At 63.7% G+C, this 19,356-nt stretch carries 16 protein-coding genes and 1 pseudogene; 11 read left to right on the forward strand and 6 right to left on the reverse strand.

What is annotated here, in order from left to right; genetic code table 11:
• Positions 1-55: 55 nt before the first annotated feature.
• A complete protein-coding gene (locus QTI04_RS28710) occupies positions 56-829 on the reverse strand; it encodes a D-alanyl-D-alanine carboxypeptidase family protein (protein WP_286618610.1) in 774 nt (257 codons plus the stop codon).
• A 654-nt stretch (positions 830-1,483) separates the two neighbouring features.
• Complete coding sequence (locus QTI04_RS34360) at positions 1,484-1,651, reverse strand: helix-turn-helix transcriptional regulator (protein WP_369292806.1); 168 nt, start codon at positions 1,649-1,651, stop codon at positions 1,484-1,486.
• Between the two features lie 366 nt (positions 1,652-2,017).
• On the opposite strand from QTI04_RS34360, the gene phbB reads away from it, so the two are divergent.
• On the forward strand, positions 2,018-2,764 hold the full coding sequence (phbB, locus tag QTI04_RS28715) for an acetoacetyl-CoA reductase (protein WP_286618611.1): 747 nt from the start codon (positions 2,018-2,020) through the stop codon (positions 2,762-2,764).
• A 450-nt stretch (positions 2,765-3,214) separates the two neighbouring features.
• Here the strand turns inward: phbB and QTI04_RS28720 are convergent, their stop codons facing one another.
• Positions 3,215-3,454, reverse strand: a complete 240-nt coding sequence (locus tag QTI04_RS28720) for a hypothetical protein (RefSeq protein ID WP_286618612.1) — start codon at positions 3,452-3,454, stop codon at positions 3,215-3,217.
• A 959-nt stretch (positions 3,455-4,413) separates the two neighbouring features.
• On the opposite strand from QTI04_RS28720, the gene QTI04_RS28725 reads away from it, so the two are divergent.
• The gene (locus QTI04_RS28725; RefSeq protein WP_286618613.1) at positions 4,414-4,947 is read left to right on the forward strand and encodes a cytochrome b; all 534 of its coding nucleotides are present in this window, start codon (positions 4,414-4,416) and stop codon (positions 4,945-4,947) included.
• Positions 4,948-5,504: 557 nt separating this feature from the next.
• Here QTI04_RS28725 and QTI04_RS28730 read toward each other — a convergent pair.
• Complete coding sequence (locus QTI04_RS28730; protein WP_286618614.1) at positions 5,505-5,648, reverse strand: hypothetical protein; 144 nt, start codon at positions 5,646-5,648, stop codon at positions 5,505-5,507.
• 86 nt (positions 5,649-5,734) lie between these two features.
• On the reverse strand, positions 5,735-6,196 hold the full coding sequence (locus tag QTI04_RS28735; protein WP_286618615.1) for a hypothetical protein: 462 nt from the start codon (positions 6,194-6,196) through the stop codon (positions 5,735-5,737).
• 860 nt (positions 6,197-7,056) lie between these two features.
• Between QTI04_RS28735 and QTI04_RS28740 the strand changes: the two genes are divergently transcribed.
• The 7 genes and pseudogenes from QTI04_RS28740 (at position 7,057) to QTI04_RS28770 (ending at position 15,744) form a co-directional block, all read left to right on the forward strand.
• Entirely contained in the window at positions 7,057-8,760 is a 1,704-nt protein-coding gene (locus tag QTI04_RS28740; protein WP_286618616.1) for a SpoIIE family protein phosphatase, read from the forward strand.
• Positions 8,757-11,234 carry a response regulator gene (locus QTI04_RS28745; protein WP_286618617.1) on the forward strand — a complete coding sequence of 826 codons (2,478 nt, stop codon included), beginning with the start codon at positions 8,757-8,759 and terminating at the stop codon, positions 11,232-11,234. The genes QTI04_RS28740 and QTI04_RS28745 overlap by 4 nt, the downstream gene beginning before the upstream one ends.
• A 79-nt stretch (positions 11,235-11,313) precedes the next feature.
• Positions 11,314-11,995, forward strand: a pseudogene (locus QTI04_RS34365) (hypothetical protein).
• Between the two features lie 237 nt (positions 11,996-12,232).
• On the forward strand, positions 12,233-13,642 hold the full coding sequence (locus tag QTI04_RS28755; RefSeq protein WP_286618620.1) for a toll/interleukin-1 receptor domain-containing protein: 1,410 nt from the start codon (positions 12,233-12,235) through the stop codon (positions 13,640-13,642).
• A 1-nt stretch (position 13,643) separates the two neighbouring features.
• Positions 13,644-13,886 carry a hypothetical protein gene (locus QTI04_RS28760; RefSeq protein WP_286618621.1) on the forward strand — a complete coding sequence of 81 codons (243 nt, stop codon included), beginning with the start codon at positions 13,644-13,646 and terminating at the stop codon, positions 13,884-13,886.
• A 380-nt stretch (positions 13,887-14,266) separates the two neighbouring features.
• Positions 14,267-14,731 carry a hypothetical protein gene (locus QTI04_RS28765; protein ID WP_286618622.1) on the forward strand — a complete coding sequence of 155 codons (465 nt, stop codon included), beginning with the start codon at positions 14,267-14,269 and terminating at the stop codon, positions 14,729-14,731.
• Positions 14,728-15,744: a hypothetical protein gene (locus QTI04_RS28770; protein WP_286618623.1), complete on the forward strand. Its 1,017-nt coding sequence runs from the start codon at positions 14,728-14,730 to the stop codon at positions 15,742-15,744. The genes QTI04_RS28765 and QTI04_RS28770 overlap by 4 nt, the downstream gene beginning before the upstream one ends.
• Before the next feature lie 43 nt (positions 15,745-15,787).
• Here the strand turns inward: QTI04_RS28770 and QTI04_RS28775 are convergent, their stop codons facing one another.
• Positions 15,788-16,714, reverse strand: coding sequence for a hypothetical protein (locus QTI04_RS28775; protein WP_286618624.1), 927 nt, complete (start codon positions 16,712-16,714; stop codon positions 15,788-15,790).
• Positions 16,715-17,044: 330 nt separating this feature from the next.
• On the opposite strand from QTI04_RS28775, the gene QTI04_RS28780 reads away from it, so the two are divergent.
• Together QTI04_RS28780 and QTI04_RS28785 are read left to right on the forward strand one after the other, a co-directional pair.
• On the forward strand, positions 17,045-18,571 hold the full coding sequence (locus QTI04_RS28780; RefSeq protein ID WP_286618680.1) for a DUF4157 domain-containing protein: 1,527 nt from the start codon (positions 17,045-17,047) through the stop codon (positions 18,569-18,571).
• Positions 18,568-18,978 carry a hypothetical protein gene (locus QTI04_RS28785; RefSeq protein ID WP_286618625.1) on the forward strand — a complete coding sequence of 137 codons (411 nt, stop codon included), beginning with the start codon at positions 18,568-18,570 and terminating at the stop codon, positions 18,976-18,978. Before QTI04_RS28780 ends, QTI04_RS28785 begins: the two co-directional genes overlap by 4 nt.
• Positions 18,979-19,356: the final 378 nt, after the last annotated feature.

A 19,356-nucleotide genomic window follows, 5' to 3' on the forward strand; every position in this document is an offset into this window, starting at 1 on the left:
AAGGGGTGTTCGGCTGCGCGGAAGTTCGCACCAGAGCCGGTGGCGCGACAGCCTGTCACTTGGTCACTGTCGGGATCTTGTAGGTATGGTTCTGGACCGCCTGCTGAGCGCGTGCGGGATCGTATTCCCAGTGCCATGGCTCGCCGTTGACCGTGCGCACGAATCCGAGACCAGGTGCATGCTGTTTCAGCCAGTCATAGACCTCGTTGCCATCCGCCCCGGCGACAGCGATATCAAACGCGATCCCGTTCTGGTGGTTCGAGGCGCCGGGCTTCGCGGCCATGTTGAAACCCGGAAGCCCCTTCTCGAACCCATCCCATAGGAATTTTTGCTCGGCATAGGACCGGAACCCGCTATTGATCGCGACGGTCACACCCGACAACTTCGCCGCACTCACCATGTCGAGGTAGGCCGCGACGGTATCGACGGATATGCGTTCGATTTCCGTCCTTGCATCGACGATCTCAACCAGGCCAATCTGGCCAATGTAGGCACCACGCGACCAGGCAGCGTTGGGACCGAACTTGCCGCTCCCCGCCGCTGGTTCGAGCAGTTCGAGTGTTTCATTGACGAACTTGCCCTGAAGATTGTTCGTCGAGGTCCAGCCAAGCGGCGTCCCATCCTCTTGCAGGGCACGCGCAAACAGTGAAACCTTGTTTGCGCCAGCCTGTAAGCGCTCGACAGCGCCAACGCGTATGACGGTTGCCTGCGGTATGGTTTTTAGCGTGCCGCTGGACATCTCGAAGGCCATGAGATTGCCCGCCTGCCGCACGCGCGCGTCCGGGTCTGTGACCGTGAAACTCTTACCCAAATAGCTGCGTTCGAGCATTGGCTCCTCCAACGTTCTCTTGACTGCAATAGGTCCCAAGATGGGTGCGACCGCGACGCGCCATTGCGGTCCCTTCAAGGCCCACGATCGGCGCCGGTAGGGCATCGACGAACTCGCTGCAAGCTGTTTACTCTGCTCCTGCCGAGGCTCTTTATCGTCCCCATTGAGAAGGAGGCGCGGATGAAGGCATCGTTCTTCGAGACGAACATCTCCAAGCACAGACATTGTCAAGTCGCGGTCCAGCCAAGAGCGAAGCCGGCCCGCCGTCACTTTCGCTACAACCTGCCGGAAGGCCCGAATCCTGTGTTTGCGACGCGGACAGGGCGCTCTGTCGCGGCGGTGTGACGTGACGACAGCACGCGCCGGAAGCAGTCCTTGAACGTCGTCGTCAATCGTAGGTGCCGTGGACGACCAGCAGGTCGAGTCCTCCAAAGCATCTGAAGATTGATAGATCAAAGCGGCAGCGAATCCACTTATCTCAGGTCAAAGCGTGTTCAGACAATCGGAGCCACCCCTGTGTCTGGCCGCATGAGTGAGGCGACAACTACCTTGACGCGCGCCGTTTCTTGGCAGCAGTCCTGCAGTTGAAGTTTGCTGCAGCGCACGTCCTCAAGAACGAGATGCTCTCCAAGTTGTCGGGGACTTGCCTCGAAGTCAACATGGCAGCCAACAGGCTTCCGAACGCATCCAAAGGAGCACAATGCGGCGTCCCGCCAGCCACGAGTCGACATCTGGCTCCAGCCAGCCCACGGCCTGGAGCCCAAGCTTGACCGACTTCCGAAAGTCACCGCGGGCGCTCTGCGCTCGATAGCTGCGCGGCAAAGATCGCGCTCTGCTCGGCTTTAGCTGACTTCAACACTGATCGCGCCACGATCGACACGGTCGCGTTCGAATCGCGCTGCCACATGGCCCCCCGCTGGCACCGGCTCCGAGATGCACACACCTTCATCGCTCTGCGCCGGTCGACCTCTGGCCGGCAGCAACTCGGGTCTCCCCTGCCCAACCGGCCGAGATGAATGTCGTTTGACCGACCGGCCATGTTGCTTGACGCTATCCACCCTGCCTAGCGCGCGCGCCCTTGGCACGTATTCTCTTGCCGGTGGCATCGGCGTGCCCGACGATCGTGACCGTTGTCGTGGCGCTGACGATCGAGCGCCGAATCTTTTCATCTACCAGAAGGAGACCAGGATGAACGGGCAAAAAGTGGCATTGGTGACAGGCGGCATGGGCGGTCTGGGCGAGACGATCTCCACCAAGATGGTCGATGCCGGCTACAAGGTGGTCGTGACCTACTCGCCGGGCAACAGCCAGCATGGCGAATGGGTGAAGGACATGAAGGCCAAGGGCTACGACATCACGGCCGTGGCCTGCGACGTCTCCGACTTCGATTCCTGCACTAAGGCAGTTGCCGAAGCGCAGAGCAAGGTCGGCCCGGTCGACGTGCTGGTTAACAACGCCGGCATCACCCGCGACACCACCTTCAAGAAGATGGACAAGGTCAACTGGGATGCGGTCCTGCGTACCAACCTCGACAGCCTGTTCAACATGACCAAGCAGGTGGCCGACGGCATGGTCGATCGCAGCTGGGGCCGCATCATCAATATCTCATCGGTCAACGGCTCGAAGGGGGCTTTCGGCCAGACCAACTACTCGGCTGCCAAGGCCGGTGTGCACGGCTTCACCAAGGCGTTGGCCCTCGAAGTCGCCCGGAAGAATGTGACCGTGAACACCATCTCGCCGGGCTACATCGGCACCAAGATGGTCACGGCCATTCCCGAAGAGGTGCTGAACACGAAAATTCTCCCGCACATCCCGGTCGGCCGCCTCGGAAAGCCGGAAGAGGTGGCAAGCCTTGTCGTCTACCTCGCCTCGGAGGAAGCCGCATTCATCACCGGCGCCAACATTGCGATTAACGGCGGGCAGCACATGCAGTAAGCCCGCTGCCGAAGTGCGTCGATCATTCTGGCCCAGCTTCCGGCGCTGGGCCTCGTATATCGGCTGGTCAAACGACAGGGTCAGTCTCCGCTACCGGTTGACGACAAGCTGCCGCAGATCGACATCGCGGCCGTCGTGGAGAGCAAGCGCTTGGGCCAAGCGCTGCGTGCGGCTCAGGCTATCCAGGCGCGGCGAGACGCCTGACGCTGGTCGCCAGCGCGAACAGATCAGGGCCAGCCTTTAAGGCCTAGAAAGGCAGCGCCAGGAACGACGCATTCCAGACAATTCGATGCCAAAGCGGCCGATGAGGAGGATCCCAAGGCACGCGGCTGCGAGTGAGGAGTAGACCACCAACTGGACGTCTGGCGCGATCTCGTCGCAAGCTGCCTCGCGAGACGCGGCTACATTCGAGAATGTCGTAACCCTGGCTCCGAGGCGAAGCAGCCCCGATCAGCGCCGGTTCTGAAAGCACTCGTAGTTCACGGCGGGAATGGACTTGTCCGAGTTTCGAGCGATGTCCTGCCGCTCTCGGGCCTTGCCCCCCAACCGGACCAAGGACTCCGCGATGCTGTTTGCTGCGGCATTGCACGTTGCCTCGGTTGCAAATCCGGGCAGGATGTTTGGCCCAATGTCCCGGATCTCCCCTTGCGGTCCGAGCAGGTGGAACGTCAGTACCAGTACCCAATCCATCTTGGTTTTTCCTTCGTGTGCCCCATAAGCATGCCACCGCCCGGCCTCTGGGAGTCTGGAAGAGCCCGTGCGAAACCATGAAAGGCTCGGAAATGCGCAAAAGTGCCGAAGGGATGGCGCCCGCAAGACCCGTTGCGAGCACGCCGGCCAGCGGCATGCCCTTACGTGGCTAGACTCCGCGCCAGGAGTGAGAGGCATGAAGGCTTTGGCATTGCGCCGTGGCCTTTCTGACAGGCTCTGTTCACGCGGGGACGATCTACCTTTTGCAAGGCATTTAACGGCTCGACCTTCTCGGCGGCAGGCACATTGCAACCAGGCTGTCTCGGTGGCTTCACGGAAAGGGGCCAGTCTTCCTAGTCCCAATGGGCATAGACTCACCGGCGAGCACCTCGCTCATGAGGCGAGCCAACTTCACTGGACGGGCCCGCAGTCCGATCAATCGGATCTTCCGGTGCAAACGCCAGTTCTCGTACCTTTGCGCTCGATTCAGGTCTTCGATCGAGCGGCCGTGACGATCGCCGGCGTCGAGCTGCTGAATCGCATTCGCAAAGGCCAGCTCAGTCTCCGCCGGCTGCGCGTCAAAGGCCTAGCCGCGCCCGCGGTCTGGAATGCAGTGCTCTCAGCATGATCAGCGCATCGCGCTCACGAAATTGTTCGGCCGCGCGGAAGATTTGAATCAGAACCCTTCGCCGGTGCTCCCACGGAGGCTTGCTCGCTCTGGTCGCTCTGGTCGCGCTGGGGTGTTCGGCAGCTGTCGGGGCGCTGTGCGTGCCGGCCTGCGTAGGTCAGAATTCGGCCAAGCCGCCTTCTTGCCGATGGCCTCGGCCGAGGATAATTGCGTCTCGATCTCACTTGCCATTGAACCGGCGTTGCCAGAGGTCAGGTGCTGGCGACATGGTCCGGATGACGCCGCTCAGGCGCGCGCTTCGCGCAGCCTTTGACGATTCTGGAGGTCTGACATGACACCTGTGTCGCGCTACGCTGCTTCGTCCCGCTGGCTGCACTGGCTGACCGTGCTGCTCCTGCTCGTCGTCATTCCAGTCGGCATCTGGATCGCATTCTTCGAGCCGGCCGACGAGGCCTTCAAGATGCGGCTGTACAACGTACACGAGAGCCTGGGCGTGCTGGTGTTCGTGCTGGTGCTGATTCGTATCGTCAATCGCCGCCTCAACCCCCCGCCGCCGCTGCCGGGCGACATGCCGGCATGGATGCGCTTTGTCGCTCATGCGAACCATATCGGCCTGTATGCGCTGCTGGTCCTGATGCCGCTGATCGGGTTCCTTGCCACCAACGCTTGGGGCTTTCCCCTTTCGCTTTTCAATGTGTTGCCGATTCCGTCCCCGCTGGGCAAAGACGAGGTGCTCGCCAAGGTGCTGTCGTTCCTGCACTTGTGCGGGGCGATCGCGATCGGGCTGCTGATTCTGGGACATCTGGCGGGCGTCGTGCACCATACCTTCATCCGACGCGACGGGCTGTTGCGCCGCATGCTGTGAAGCCTGCCACCGCAACGGCTTTGGCAATGAGTGCCCGGCCTGCGCTGGCTTCGCGCTCGCTGTCGCAGCCACGGTGCTCGGCCTTGTCTGGTTGATGGCTGCGACGCTGTTCGTCGAAAGGGTCGACGCGACGGGCTTGATGCTGGCCTTCGCGGTCACATTGCCCTGGACGGTGGTCGGCATTCTGGAATGTCGCCATCGGCTTGACGCTGATGGTCGGCAGCCGGGCTCTGGTGCATGCACGGACCCAGCGAGGCCCCCCGGCGTCGATTGAAAGCTTTTTTTCGGTGAAGTTGAAGCGGTCTGCATGCAGCGTCGCTTTAACTCAACGTGCGGCGGCGCTTGGACGGTAGGGCCTGTTGCTGCTCGGCAGTGCCTGGATAGGGGAGATCTCGGTTTTCGTGCATTTTGTGGCGATTTGCTCCCAGGGCACCGGGCAGAATTTCGGCTCGGCGCTGCTGGCCATATCGGCGCCCGGAAAGAACCGCCAGAGGGCCGCGTGTCCAAACCGATCACCTGCCCCGGACACTCTCCGAGTTCGACGTTGCGCGGCTCTTTCACTCGCCCCGGCTGACGCCCGAGCCATCAGCGAGCGATTCCGGCCGGACCGGCGACGCGGCGTCGCGGTGCAGTTTGTGTTTCTTCGCGCGAGCGGCCGCCCGCTCGATCGCTTTGCGGTCGTGCCAAAGACGCTGCTGCATCACGATCCAGGCGGCGCTGCGACGCAATCACGGCTAGTCACGCGGCCACATTCAAATTCTGCACCAGAGCCGAGACGTCGAGGGGCTTACGGCTTCGTCGCCAAGCGTCTTCGAACCATTGGCGCCGGGCGAAAAGCAAACTGCAGTGAGCCGATGAGGGATTTGCGGGTGCCCTCTTCCACGCGACTGACCGAATGCAAGTACCGGGTGCCGTTGAAGATGCACAGACGATCCGATTTAAAGATCGTTTTTTCACACCTAAATTCACCGCCGGCCTTGGCCCGCTGTAGCAATAGATTGACTGAGCACCCATAAATTGGCTCAAAGGCGTCTCTATGTTCAGGCACTTCTGCACCTTCATAAAACTCTCGATGTCTGATGTCTATTATGAAAGTCACTGGAAATATCACGACAATTTCAAACTCGAATTTCGTAAGGACGTTGTCATCAAAGAAATTTCGAACAATAGTGACTGTGCCGATTTTCTTTGGAAGTCGCTTGTGCCAGACACCTAAGGGGAGTGTCTCCTCGCTAATCTGTTCCGCCATGAATGCTCCTTCCTCAACATTGTGTTAAAGGGCGTCGTGTTCATGGAGCAGCCAACAAGTCTATCGAATGTGAAGGGTACAAGCCCTCACCGTCGACTGCCCGGCTTCGGCGCCCAGCATAGACCACCGATGAGCAACCGGCCAGCACTTCCTGCGTCGTAGGACGTGATGTTCCCCCAAATGGGGAAGGTGCACTTTTCGAGCAAATCGGTGGACTTGTGACCGAAATCAGCCTGCAAAATCAACGACTTCGAAGTAGGCACCCATCGAGAACCATCGATCCGCGTAAGCCGCTGTCGGAAAACGACTTTTCGATCCAAAGCGCACTGATTTGCAAAACAAGTACGACAACCCCAGATCGGCGAGAGCATCCAGAAGTTGGGGGTGTGCACTGCAGCAAATCTTCTGCGACAGGACTTCTTGCCCACACGATGCCCCCGAAGCCGAGCTTGGCTGCACCGCAGTTGGGAGATATTGGTATTGCTCCGCACCAGCAGTCGCCGCCAGGTGAGCGAGCTGATGCTACGCAGCACCGCGCGTAGCTGCAGGACGGCTTGACCTGACGAAACACCGTCTCCATCTCTGAAGCCTACTGTGCAGCAGCGCACACCCCGAGGAAATGGATGCTCTCTATGCCCATGTGCCGCGAAGGCTGCCATCGGGCCGGTGCCTCTTTCAGTGATGTAGTCGACATTGGTTAGCGCGACCACGGTGCGTTTCATCATCCAACCTGAGCTTGACTGCGGACAGGCCGGCTGGGCGGCCGTCGCTTGGCTACCGCGAGGCGGTCCTCGAGCTTGCCAACCGTCCCGGCGGCTCGGAGAATCCTTCCCGCACAGCACTTGCTGCTGGCAGACGCGATGAACCCCGACCCTGCCTCTCCCGTCGCGCTGGTGGTCGACGACGAGCCGGTGACCCGCCTGATGGTGAAGCGGTCGCTGGAGAACCTCGGCTGCGCTCCGGTCCTGGATGCGTCCGACGGGCTCGCCGCTCAGAAAGTCCTGCTCGAGCATCCGGAAATCGCGCTGGTGCTGACGGACATCATGATGCCTCGCATGGACGGGCTGGAACTCCTGCGCTGGGGGCGTCAGGCGGTCCCGGACGTGATGTGGATCGTGCTTTCAGGGCTGGAAACCTTCGATTCGGCCGTGACCGCGATCCGCCTCGGGGCCTTCGACTTCCTGCCCAAGTCGCCACACTTGGAAGAGATGGGCGTCGCGGTGCGCAACGCGCTCGAACGACGGCAATTGCTGGCGGAACGCGAGCGGCTGCACCACGAATTGCAGCGCAAGGTCCGCCAGCTCGAAGAGACTTCCGAAGTGCTTCGTCGCGACCTCGAGCGGGCGGAGGTGATCCAGCGCGCGCTGCTGCCGCGCAGCCCGCCCCCGATGGAGGGCTACTGCATCCAGGCGGTCTACCGGCCGGGGCAGCACGTGGGCGGCGACCTCTACGACGTGGTGCGGCTGGGCGAGCGGCACCTCGCCTTCTACCTGGCCGACGCCACTGGTCACGGAGTCACCTCGGCGATGCTGTCGGTGCTGTTCAAGCAGCGGCTGGTCCTGGTGGACCCGGCGACGGGCCTCGCGCTGCCGCCGGCGGAGGTGTTGGCCGCGGTGAACCGCTCGATCTGCGAGGCGCACGCCGCGCCGGGCCTCTTCCTGACAGCCGTCTTTGGTCTGCTGGATTCGTCGGATGCGAGCCTCACTCTGGCGTCGGCGGGCCATCCGCCCGTGCTGCACGCGCGCGATGGTCGGGAGACGCGTCTGATTCGCCGAACAGGGCCCGCGCTCGGGCTGGCGCCGGACGCGCAGTTCCAGCAGGAGCGCCTCCAGCTCCTGGCGGGTGACCGCATCCTGCTCTACACCGACGGGCTCCTGCCCTCGGGGTCGGAGCGCGAACTGGACCTTCTGCAACAGGTGCTCGCCAAGCCGCTCGCCAGCGCGCAGGAAATGATGGCCCATCTTCACCGCGAAGTGCCGGCAGTCGCGGATCGGGATGACGTGACCATCCTGCTCATCGATGCGCATGCGGGCGCCTCGTGGTTCGACAACGGTGCCGATGTCCCCGCGGCCAATGCCCATGGCGCCTTGCAGCCCGAGGACAACGTCGTCTTCCATGGCGAGGCGGACGGCGCCGCCTATCTTGCGTTGCGTGGCCGCGCCTCCTGGATGCAATGCGATGCCTTCCATGAGGCGGCGCTGATCGTTCTGGACGCCGCCCGCCCCCTGGTGCTGGACCTGTCCGGTTGCGAGTACATGGACAGCACTTGTCTCGGCACGGTGCACGAACTGGTCGCGCGGGGTGGTGTGTCGCTCACGGGCGTGGGGCCGGCGGTGCGCGCCCTGTTCGAAGAGCTGAGCATGCAACAGGTACTCGCCGCGATGCGCGATGACCTGCCTGATGCGCCCGAGCTCCACCCCTTGGGAACGGGTGGGGACGAAGCCACCATGCAGAGGCGGATCCTGCGGGCGCACGAGGCCCTCTCCGCGCTGAGCGAACGCAATCGCGAGGAGTTCAAGGAAGTCGTCGAGTCGCTGCGCGATGAGCAGGATGGGCCGAGATGACCGACGCCGTTCGCGTGCTGCATCTCGAGGACGACCCGGCCGACGCGGAGCTGATCCGGGGCAGGCTGCAGGGCGAAGATCTCACCTGCGACATCGTGTGGGTGCAAACCAGGGAAGACTTCATCGCCAACCTGCACCGGCAGGCCTTCGACCTCGTTCTGTCCGACTACGAGGTCGGCGGCCTGGAGATGCTGCAGTACGTGCGGCAGCAGCAGCCGGAGCTTGTGCTGATCGTGATCTCCGACAGGTTGATGACCGAGGAAGAGGCGGTGGAATGCATGAAGGCCGGCGCCACGGACTACGTCCTCAAGCAGCGGGTGCGACGGCTGGGTTTCTCGGTGCGGCGAGCGCTCGAGGAACAACGGCAGAGGGCGGCACTGCGCCAGGCGGAGGAGAAGCTGCGTGCCCTGAACGCCGAGCTCGAAGCGCGCGTGCGCCTGCGCACCGCCGAACTGGAAACAGCCAATGCGTTCCTGAACTCGGTGATTCACCAGATCCCCTATCAGTTCATGGTCAAGGACGCCGTCGACCTGAAGCTCGTGCGCGTCAACCGTGCCCTCGAAGAACTGACGGGGCGCAGCGAACAGGAACTGCTCGGCAAGACGGTTCACGACTTCGTCAGTTCCAAGGAGGAGGCCGATTTCTTCACGGCCAAGGACAAGGAGGCCCTGGCGCTGGGCCGCGAGGTCGACATCCCCGAGGAGACCCTGCATGCCCATGATGGCAGCGTGCGGATCCTCCACGCGAAAAAGATTCCGATCCTCGATGAGACGGGCCGGCCGCGCTACCTGCTGACCATGTCGGAAGACGTGACGGAAAGAAAGAAGAAGGAGCATGAGATCGAACGACTGAACGCGGCCCTGGCGCATCGGAGCGCCGAGGTGGAAGCCGCCAACCGCGCCAAGGGCACCTTCCTGGCCACCATGAGCCACGAGATCAGGACGCCCATGAACGGCATGCTGGGCATGCTGGAGCTCCTGAGCCTGTCCGAGCTCGACACCGAACAGCGCGAGACGCTGGGGCTCGTTCGTGAATCGAGCCGGTCGCTGCTGCGCGTCATCGACGACATCCTCGACTTCTCGAAGATCGAGGCCGGCAAGCTGGAGGTACGCCCGGAAGTCGTCTCGATCAAGCGCCTGATCGAAGAAGTTCATAGCATTTATCTGGGCAACGCCAGCAGCAAGGGCCTGATCGTGCGGCGCATGGTCGACACGCGGATCAGTCCGGCGCTGCGGGTCGATCCGGTGCGCCTGCGCCAGATCCTCAACAACTTCGTCAGCAACGCGATCAAGTTCACGTCCGAGGGCTGGATCGACATCAACGTGCAATGCCTGGGGCGCGCGGACGGACAGGAACGCCTGCGCTTCGAGGTGAAGGACACCGGTATCGGCATCTCGCCCGAAGACCAGGAGCGCCTGTTCCAGCCGTTCACCCAGGCGGAAGGCGACGCAGCGCGGCGACGGCCGAGCGGCACCGGGCTGGGGCTGGTCATCTCCCGGCAACTGGCGCAGTTGATGGGTGGCTCGATCCGGCTCGACAGCGAGCACGGGAGGGGCACGACGATCACCTTGGAACTGTCGCTGCCCATCGCCGAGCCGCCGCCGGGTGGAGACAACGAGACGGCGGGTGCGCACTCGGTCGCTACGGCCGCGCGCCGTCTGGCACCCAGCACGGCGCAGGCCGAGACCGAAGGAACCCTGGTGCTGCTGGTCGATGACCACCCCGTCAACCGCATGCTGCTGATGCGCCAGGTGCGCGCCCTCGGCTACGCGGCCCAGACCGCGGACGACGGCGTGAACGCCCTGGAGATGTGGAAGTCGGGCCGTTTCGGGCTGGTCATCACCGACTGCCACATGCCGCACATGGACGGCTACGACCTGGCGCGCAGCATCCGCGAGCTGGAGTCCGACGCGGGGCGCGAGCGTGTGCCGATCGTCGCCTGCACGGCGAACGCGATGCAGGGAGAGGCCGAATCGTGCCTGGCCGCCGGCATGGATGATTTCCTCGTCAAGCCGGTCGAGCTGGCACAGCTCAGTGAAAAGCTCGATCGATGGCTGCCTCTTGCTGGTGCAACGCAGGCGCCCGCGGCATCCGCCGGCGCGAGGCGGAACGATGCGCCCTCCTCCAGTCCGATCGATGAGGCGCTCCTCACTGCGAAATGCGCGGGCGACGCGTCGATGGTGGCCGAGGTTCTCGCGGCCTTCCGGCAGACCTGCCAGGACGACTCGACCGCGCTCCGGCAGGCGGTCGCCGCCGAGGACGCTGCACAGAGCACCCAGTTCGCCCACCGCATGGCGGGTGCCGGCAAGATGGTCGGCGCACTTGCATTCGCGTTCGCATGCGAGAACGTCGAGCGTGCCAGCCGGGGCGGCAACTGGACGAACGTTGTCGCAGGAATGCCGGCGTTCGAGAATGAACTGATGAGCCTGGTCGCCTACTTTGAGCGCCACGGGCAACAGCAGATGCTTCCCTGATCAATGCGGCGACGAATGGCCGCCCGGCGATCCGCATGGCCCGCCCGGTAGCTCGTGCATTGCGCCGCCGACCTTCGCCATGAAGGGTGGTCGTAGTTGTCTTGCAAATCGGTGCGCTTTGGGACGAAAAGTCAACGCGGAATGGTGGACGCTATGGCGCCGCGTCGCCGGCGGCGTGGAAGAAGCAGCACAGCAACGCTTGCTCGAGGATTTCGCGATGAAACTGCAGGGCGAAGAGGCGGGCATCCACGAACGACCACCGCGGCTCGTCAAAGGGGCCGGGACGACATGGTGCGCATGGGCGCTTCGCTCGAACGCATACCGGTCGAACACAAGGTCGAGATCCGCGACTGGCTCGTCGAGCACCTGCAGCGGGCGGCCGCCGCAAGCGATGCGCAGGCACGCGACACCTGGACGCTGTGGGCCATCGGCCGCATCGGCGCGCGCGCCCCCTCTACGGCAGTGCGCACGGCGTGGTGCCCGTTGGCCGCGCCGCCGCCTGGCTCGACGCACTGCTTGCGCTGGACTGGAAACGCGTCGAAGGGGCTGCTCCCGCCGTCGCCAACCTGGCCCGCCTGAGCGGTGATCGCGCTCGCGACCTGCCCCTCGAATCGCGCGAACGAGTCATCTCGCGGCTCGAAGCCCATCGGGCTCCTTCGGCGTGGATCGCTCGCGTGCGCGAAGTCGCTCCGCTCGACGAAGCCGGAGAGCGCGGCGTGTTTGGCGAAGCTTTGCCACCCGGCTTGAAGCTGATCGGCTGAGTGCCGACGAACAGAGCCCGATTTGGCGCGTAGTCCACCGTAACTCCTCTCGTCGTTGGGCGCCCCATCCGTTCACACGCTCATGGACGCCGACTCGGTTGGCCAGGTTGAATGACTGAAAAAATAGCGCTTATAAGTGTGATGCCGAAGCGTTCAGACGATCCCGCCCTTCCTCAATCAGGCGGAGAAAATGGCCCAGCTGCGCTTAAAAAAAATCAGCAGGCTGATGCTTGCGCGGTGAGCGACAACCTCTCTCCCCTTGGCGTTTCCGTCGAAGAGTTTGACGAGTTCTTCTGGAACGACCTGCTCGACTACATCGACGATCGACGAGTCGTCGTGATCATCGACAGCGGTCTGCTTCCGGTGGCTTGCGATGGACAAACGCTCAGCTTCGACGCCTTGGTGGCGTCACGCCTGGCCGCGAAGTTGCGCATCGACGCGGGCGGCGCCGACCACGCGACGCGGCTGGTGGATGTGATCAGCCGCTACCTGCTGATGCCGCGGTCGCGCAAGGAGGACCTGTATGTGCGCATTGCGCAGGTTATCAAGGACCTGCAGGTGGAACCGCCGCAGGCCATGCTCGACTTTGCGGCCGTGCGCTCGCTGAACCTGTTCGTGACGCTCTCGTTCGACGCAATGTTGGCGCGCGCCATCGACATGGTCCGCCATGGCGGGGAGCCGCGCACGGAGGTGGTGACTTTCGCGCCCAACCGCGCCACCGACTTGCCGGCGCCGCTCGAACATCTTGCCGCCCCCACTGTCTTCCACCTGCTGGGCCGTCAGTCGTCGGCGCCCGAATGGGTGATCTGTGACGAGGACCGGCTGGAGTTCCTGCATGCGCTGCAAGACGATGCGCGCAAGCCCAAGCTGCTGTTCGACGCCCTGCGCGACAGCCACCTGCTGCTGCTGGGCTGCCGCCTGCCCGACTGGCTGGCCCGCTTCTTCTTGCGTGCGGCCAAGAACGCACCGCTGTCGTCACGGCGCGTTACGTTGGAGTATCTGGTCGACCCACTGGCAGCGGGCGATGCCGAACTCGGGGCCTTCCTCGCGGACTTCAGCCCCAACACGCGCCTGGTCTCGCTCGATCCTTCGGTGTTCTGCGCGGAGTTGCACAAGCGCTGGGCTGAGCGGCACCCCGAAGGCAGTCCGGCCCCCACTGCCGAAGAAGGCGCACCGCTGCCCCAGGCCGATGCCGACGGCGCCGTGTTCCTGAGCTATTCCAGCCAGGACGCGGCGGCCGTGCGCCGCCTCGCGCAGGCGCTGGACGCGGCCGGCATCGACGTCTGGTTCGACCGTGAGCAGTTCCAGGCCGGCGCCGAATGGGATCGCCGCATCCGCCGCGGCGTCGATGCCAGCAGCCTCTTCATCCCGGTGATCTCGCGCGCCACGCAGGACCTCGGGCGAAGGCGCGACTACTTCTGGCGCGAATGGAATGCCGCCGACGACCGGGCCAGCGGCATGGCGCCGGACGAGCCGTTCCTCGTGCCCATCGTCATCGACGACACACCGCCCTACAGCAGTGTGGTGCCCGACCGCTTTCGCAAGGCGCAGTGGACCGTCCTGCAGGATGGCGAGGCCTCACCCGCCTTTGTCGCTCGAGTGCGCGAGATGTACCGGACGATTTCAGCGCGCGCCAGGCGCCAATGAAATGGAAGTTCCCACCGCCTCCGCGTCGGACGGTCACCTGGGCGCCGCGCGGCTGACGCCGGCGCACCCGTGGCCCGGCCTGGCCTCCTTCACCGAGGCCGACCGCGCCCTTTTCCGTGGCCGCGAGCGCGAAACCGACGAGCTCGCGCGCTCGGTGCGGCGCGAGGCGCTGAAGGTGCTGCTCGGACGCTCGGGACTCGGCAAGACGTTGCTCATCGGGGCCTCGAAGAGCACCTTCCCCTGACCACGCAATTCGCGAGGGCGGCGATGCACTGGTCAGCGGCAAGGCGAGGGGTGGACGCGAAGTGTGGGATCTGCGGAAACGGTGGCAGGTCGACGAGTGGCGATCCTGCAGTTCGACGCGTCGGTGTCGATCCGGAGCTGGGACCAGCAGACCATGCTAGAGGACGCTTGTCGCGTCGCCGGTCGCAACCTGAGCTGTCGCGAATGGAGGCAATCCCTGCGGATGCCAAGTACCACGCGACCTGCACGGCGTTTCGAGCGCCAGAGGATTCCTGCCCGTAGGTTGGGCGCTCACGGGCCATGTGACCAAGGCCTCATCATTTTCAAGGATGCGCAGCGTCCGCGTCGTGCCGACCATTGCAACCGAAACACGAGGTCTTCATGAATGCATCGCGTGCCAGCGCGGCGGACGGGTCCAAAAGCGCCTCTTTGCGAGGTTCGCCGCAGCGCGCCATCGTTGCGCGGCTTCTGTCGAGTGGCCTCCTTGCGATCCTCGCGGGCGGAACTACTGGATGCATCTCGGTCCACATCGCCGATAGTACTGGCCAAGTTCAGACGATTCGCCAGTTCGGCTTGCTGAAAGTCGAGATGGCAAATCCCCAGCAGTCCATCGTTGGCTCGATGACTGGGGTCGGTGTGATAGATGCCCCGCTGGGCTGGAGTGTGGGCTACACCCGCCAGCGTTGGGCACTGATGGGCCCGGAATGCCGGGCCGTGTTCTGGGCAGCGCCGGGTTCTGCCATCGACGAGAACACTCGAATCGAGCTTGCGCAGGTTGCAGGTGTATGCCTGATTCAAGACGAGACCACTTCGCTGTCAACATCACTTACGGAGGTGACGCCATGAGGAAAACCATCGGCATCTGCATCGGCAGCGCAGCGCTCATGCTGGCGGGCTGCAGCGCCACCAATCCGCCGTTGATGTTCGGAGATGCAATGACCTTCGGCTTGCGTCTGGGCAACGACGGATCGACCGGCGGAGGATCGGTCGCACTCGGATACAAGGCGCAAAGCGTCGCAATCGTGCCCGTCACCTATCTCGATGGGAACGACAGGGTCAGGTTTCTGAACGGCCAGCCGACCGATCATGGAGACCGAGATGGCATGTCGGTGTTCGCATCCTTCGAGAGCCGCACCCGAAAGTCCGAGATCGATTCTGCGGGGAACGCTGCCGTGCAGTTGGGACAGGTCTTTTCCACTGGACTGGCCGCCCAGAAGGTGACCAGGGGCTACTTCTGCCGACAAAGTCCCGGAGAGTGCACATCTGAGAAGAAGGAGGAAGACGCCAAGAAGGAGTCGGCCAAGAGAGAAGCTGCAGCGAGGGAGGCGGCCAGAAAGGAGGAAGCCAAGAAGAAGGCACTCGCAGACGCTGGCAAAGACCTGACGGATACCAAGGAGACAAAGAGTGCTTTGGCTGAATCCACCGTCACATCTGACGTTGACAAGGGCCGATATCAGGAACCGTTGCTGTTCGCCCGTACAGATGTCATCGGAATCGATATTGGGGGATCGTTGGCGCAACAGGGCCTGCAGTTCGTACTCGGCTACAACGAACGCAGCATTGCGTTGATTCCAACGACCACCCGAAACACCAAGGGCGATGTCACGTCGATCATGGGTACCGACAAGGTCGGTGACGGTGCCCCAGCGCTCGATGCCTTCTCCGTCTTGGGCCAGTTTCAGGCAAATACCGAAACCCGACGCCTCGGGTTCGGACTTGAACGCTATTTTGCGACCGGATTTGCGGCGCGCAATCTCGGCGAGAGTCTCGGAGCAGCGATTGCCAACGCGAAACCACCACTGACCGCCTCTCAGCCACCCGCAGCCGAGTCCGCGACGTCAGTGGCAAAGTCCTTCTAAAGTGAACCTCGCCTGGGCCGCCCATGCGAGTGCACGATGGTGGCTAACGGCCTCCACCTGCCCCGTCGGATTGGCCATCGACGGCGCCCGCACGGGCAAGCGGCGCAACCTCCACGAACATCGGTCCGGAAAGTCCACCGCCAGGTCTCGGACTGAACACGGTCAACTCCAACATTCCTTCCTTGGAGACATCGTCAGGGACGAGCTTTCCAACCAGCCGTGTTTCGCCCCGGTACTCGGTGTCCCGCGCCACGCCATTGATCCGAACCACGGAGCTTTTCACGAAGTTCGCTCCCGTGACATTCAACTGAACGCCTGCCGTGTTCGGCTCGAGATGCCTCGGCTCGACACCACTGAGCGTCGGCACCGGATTGCCGAGATCGTCCTTTCGCTTCGCATCCCCGCCTCCCGGTGCGGTCCTGAACAAAGTGGTAAAGACCTCGCTGAGCTTGTCGGTTGCCTGCTTGGAGAACATGCCGGCAAGTCCGGAAAGCGCGGTGATTCCGTAGATGTTGAGCTTGCCCGCCTCCGCACCGGCCGAGAGAAAGCCCGCGCGAATCACCAGATAGAAGACGAGTGCGAGTGACATGCCCACAAAGGGCTTCAGTACATACCACCAGATCCAGCTCGTGTTGAGCTTCTCGTTTCCAACGAAGTCGCTGAATGATGTTGCGGCGTGGATAAATGTCCCGATCGCGCCAGTGATCATCACGATCAGCAGCAGACGGACATCCGCGGAAACATCGACCTTCATCGTCGTCCCCACGAAAGCGAACGGCTTCGAATCGCTGCCCGCCGTATTCGCGGAGAAGTCCGAAGGCCACAGTGATGCCAGAAAGTATGCCAGCAGCAATGACAAGAACAAAAGTCCCAGACCCAAAGCGAGAATCTGTCCTCGGGTCGCCGTATTTCCGGCGCTTGTCTGCGGTCCGGACGCAGGATCCTGTTGCTCGGTAGGTGTTGTGGGCATTTGCATTACTCCTCGTTCTTCGAGCGTGGACCGACGCCGGCTCAAGGCTCCGTGCTCGGGTACTTATTCTCAGTCTTCGGTGTCTTGCCAGGCAACGATGGATCGACGGCCGGCGTGGGCGGGCGTACAGTTGCTTTGGCCCTCCTATCCAGTTGATGCAATGAAGGCGTCAAAAGCATGCGAACTTTCGCGAAAGCGCCAAGAGCGACATCGCAGAGAGTGCCTGCCAAGTCCCCCTTGGCCGGCCAGGCGTGCGCCTTGAGCCGTGCGGAAGCGAGCGCCGTCCTTCGGTTGCATCAGGTGATCGGAAATCGCGCGGTGAGAAGCCTGATGCGGGACGGCTGCTTTGGCGGCAAGGCCGTCTCGGCTGCATCCGAGGGAGGTCAGGGCCGGCACGCATCCCCCGGCTTGCCACTTGCGCAGGACGTGCGCGGATTTTTCGAGCCGCGCTTGCGCAGCGACTTCGGCGGAGTGCGCGTCCATCACGACGGCCCCGCGGACATCCGAGCTCGCCGCATGGGAGTGGTCGCATTCACCAACGGCCGTCACATCCACTTCGCCGCCGGTCACTACCAGCCATGGACAACGGTGGGTCGCTGGGTGCTGGCGCACGAGTTGGCTCATGTCATTCAGCAGGGGCAGAGCGAACCCTCCCCGCACAATGATCGACCGTCTGACGACGACCACGCCGCCGAGCACCAGGCGCACCAAGCCGCCGCCGCGATCGCATTGGGCCGGGTCGCCCCTGTCGTCCGGGCCGATGGGCGAGGAGCCCGCCCACTGGCGCTGACGGAGGCCGCTTTCCGCGTCGGGCTCGGTACGACGCCGGAACAGGCGGCTGCCATCGACGCCCTGTTCGGCAATGTCGAGTTCTCCGCACTTTGGACCTACTTGCGCACTTGCACCGCCACGCCGACGCAGGACCTCGGCCCGCTGGCGCTTGCCGTCACGCCCGGTCTGACGATCGGCGGCACGGTGCGCTTCGGCGGCTATTCAGGGGCGTCTCGTACGCTGGAGATCAATCCCACCAAGCCCGAGCATGTCAGCAACCCGAGTGAGCTGGTGGATACCGTCATCCACGAGCTGATCCACGCGGTATTCGACCTGCAGGGAGCGTGCACGGCCTCAGGCTCCGGACCGGCGCCGCTCGGTGGCGCGGCAACCATCAACCCGCCGACGCGGGCCGCGCTGGCGGCGCTGGCTGGCGGAACCGGCGCGGCGCTCGACGATGCCTTGACGCATGCTGTCGGCCCTGGCGCAAGCGACCCCTGCGGCGAGTTTCTCGACGAAAACGCCGCCGCGCAGCAGATCATCGCGCGGGTTATTCAAGCCAACATCGCCGTGACGCACGTCGGCCACCCGACTCTCACGTTCGTCAACCTGATCATTCGGGGCAATCCCGCAGCCTTGTCGTTCTACAAGGCGTGCCGCTCCACGGCGTGCGCCGTTGCACCCGGGCCCGGTCGGGTGACGGCCATCACGGATTGTTCGCAGCGCACCATCGCCAACTTCATTCCGCCGGCCATGACGCCGGCGCTGCTGCCCGCGCGTGTCGACTTCGACACCAACAGCCGTGCCCTGCGTGCAGACGCGCGAGAAACGCTACACCTCATCGCGCTCTTCTTGGCGTCGCACCCGGGGACCACGGTGAATCTGACGGGCCGCACCGATGCCAGCGGCGCGATCGCTGCCAATCTGGCCCTCAGCCGGGCGCGCGCCGAGGCGGTGAAGGTGTTCCTGCTGAGCGAGGGCGTGCCAGCCGCGCAGCTCGGCTCCGTCACCTCGATCGGTGCCTCGGGCGCCACGCATCGCGGCAGAGCCGGGTTTGCGGAGCGATCGGTGGAGATCGCGCCGTGAGGCGCCGCCTGATGGCCATGCTGTGCGCCGCTGCCATGAATGTACCCGTCAATGCCGCCGAGCCGTGCGAACTCATCCGGGTGGACGAAGCCGGAGCATTGGTCGTGCGCCTCCAGGGCACCGAACAGACGATCGCCATCTTCGGCATCGACGTCGAGCGGCCGCCTCCGAAGGCGTATGTCGAAATCATTGCGGAGCGAATACCTCGCACCAGCCGGACGCTGCAGTGCACGGTTCTCGCGCCGGGTCCGCCCCCACGGGCGCGATTCCTCTATCTCGCCTGGCGCGACAAGACCGGCGACGTGTGGCAGGACCTGGCGCTGACGCTACTCGGTCAGGGCGCGGCGCGCGTTTCCGGCGAGACGTTTCCCGAACGAGGCGACTATGTGCGCCACTGGCGACCGTGATGCGCCCAGCTTGAGCAGGAGTGGAGTTGGTCGAACGCAGCCTCGAGCCTGACGCGTCCGTCGCCGCCATCGCGCAGGAGCATGGCACGCCCGCGGGTGCACCCTGTTCGACCACCGGCAGCAAGCCTGTGAATGCCTGGGCTTCAAGTGGATGACCGACCAACAGCGCCGCGCCTTGGACCGGTCTCGGTATCGATCGACATCTGAGTGAGCTCAACGACGTGCTGGTGCGTCGCTACGCCCGGCGCATGGCCGGACGACCTCCGTCGGTCAGCGCCAGGATCAAGGAGCCGGCACACACGCTGGAGGTGAGCTGCTTCCTGCGCCACAAAGACCAGTTCCCCGCGCCCACCTCGAAACCCGGGTTCATCATCTTCG

The sequence above is a fragment of the Variovorax sp. J22R115 genome, from assembly GCF_030317005.1.
Lineage (GTDB): Bacteria > Pseudomonadota > Gammaproteobacteria > Burkholderiales > Burkholderiaceae_C > Variovorax.

Excerpts from the sequence above, each read along its gene's own strand:
- QTI04_RS28740 (WP_286618616.1), top strand. The coding sequence starts at position 7,057 with ATGAACCCCGACCCTGCCTCTCCCGTCGCGCTGGTGGTCGACGACGAG.
- phbB (WP_286618611.1), top strand. The coding sequence starts at position 2,018 with ATGAACGGGCAAAAAGTGGCATTGGTGACAGGCGGCATGGGCGGTCTG.
- QTI04_RS28775 (WP_286618624.1), bottom strand. The coding sequence starts at position 16,714 with ATGCCCACAACACCTACCGAGCAACAGGATCCTGCGTCCGGACCGCAG.
- QTI04_RS28765 (WP_286618622.1), top strand. The coding sequence starts at position 14,267 with ATGAATGCATCGCGTGCCAGCGCGGCGGACGGGTCCAAAAGCGCCTCT.
- QTI04_RS28725 (WP_286618613.1), top strand. The coding sequence starts at position 4,414 with ATGACACCTGTGTCGCGCTACGCTGCTTCGTCCCGCTGGCTGCACTGG.
- QTI04_RS28760 (WP_286618621.1), top strand. The coding sequence starts at position 13,644 with ATGGAAGTTCCCACCGCCTCCGCGTCGGACGGTCACCTGGGCGCCGCG.
- QTI04_RS28730 (WP_286618614.1), bottom strand. The coding sequence starts at position 5,648 with ATGCAGCAGCGTCTTTGGCACGACCGCAAAGCGATCGAGCGGGCGGCC.
- QTI04_RS28780 (WP_286618680.1), top strand. The coding sequence starts at position 17,045 with ATGCGGGACGGCTGCTTTGGCGGCAAGGCCGTCTCGGCTGCATCCGAG.
- QTI04_RS28770 (WP_286618623.1), top strand. The coding sequence starts at position 14,728 with ATGAGGAAAACCATCGGCATCTGCATCGGCAGCGCAGCGCTCATGCTG.
- QTI04_RS28735 (WP_286618615.1), bottom strand. The coding sequence starts at position 6,196 with ATGGCGGAACAGATTAGCGAGGAGACACTCCCCTTAGGTGTCTGGCAC.
- QTI04_RS28710 (WP_286618610.1), bottom strand. The coding sequence starts at position 829 with ATGCTCGAACGCAGCTATTTGGGTAAGAGTTTCACGGTCACAGACCCG.
- QTI04_RS28720 (WP_286618612.1), bottom strand. The coding sequence starts at position 3,454 with ATGGATTGGGTACTGGTACTGACGTTCCACCTGCTCGGACCGCAAGGG.
- QTI04_RS28745 (WP_286618617.1), top strand. The coding sequence starts at position 8,757 with ATGACCGACGCCGTTCGCGTGCTGCATCTCGAGGACGACCCGGCCGAC.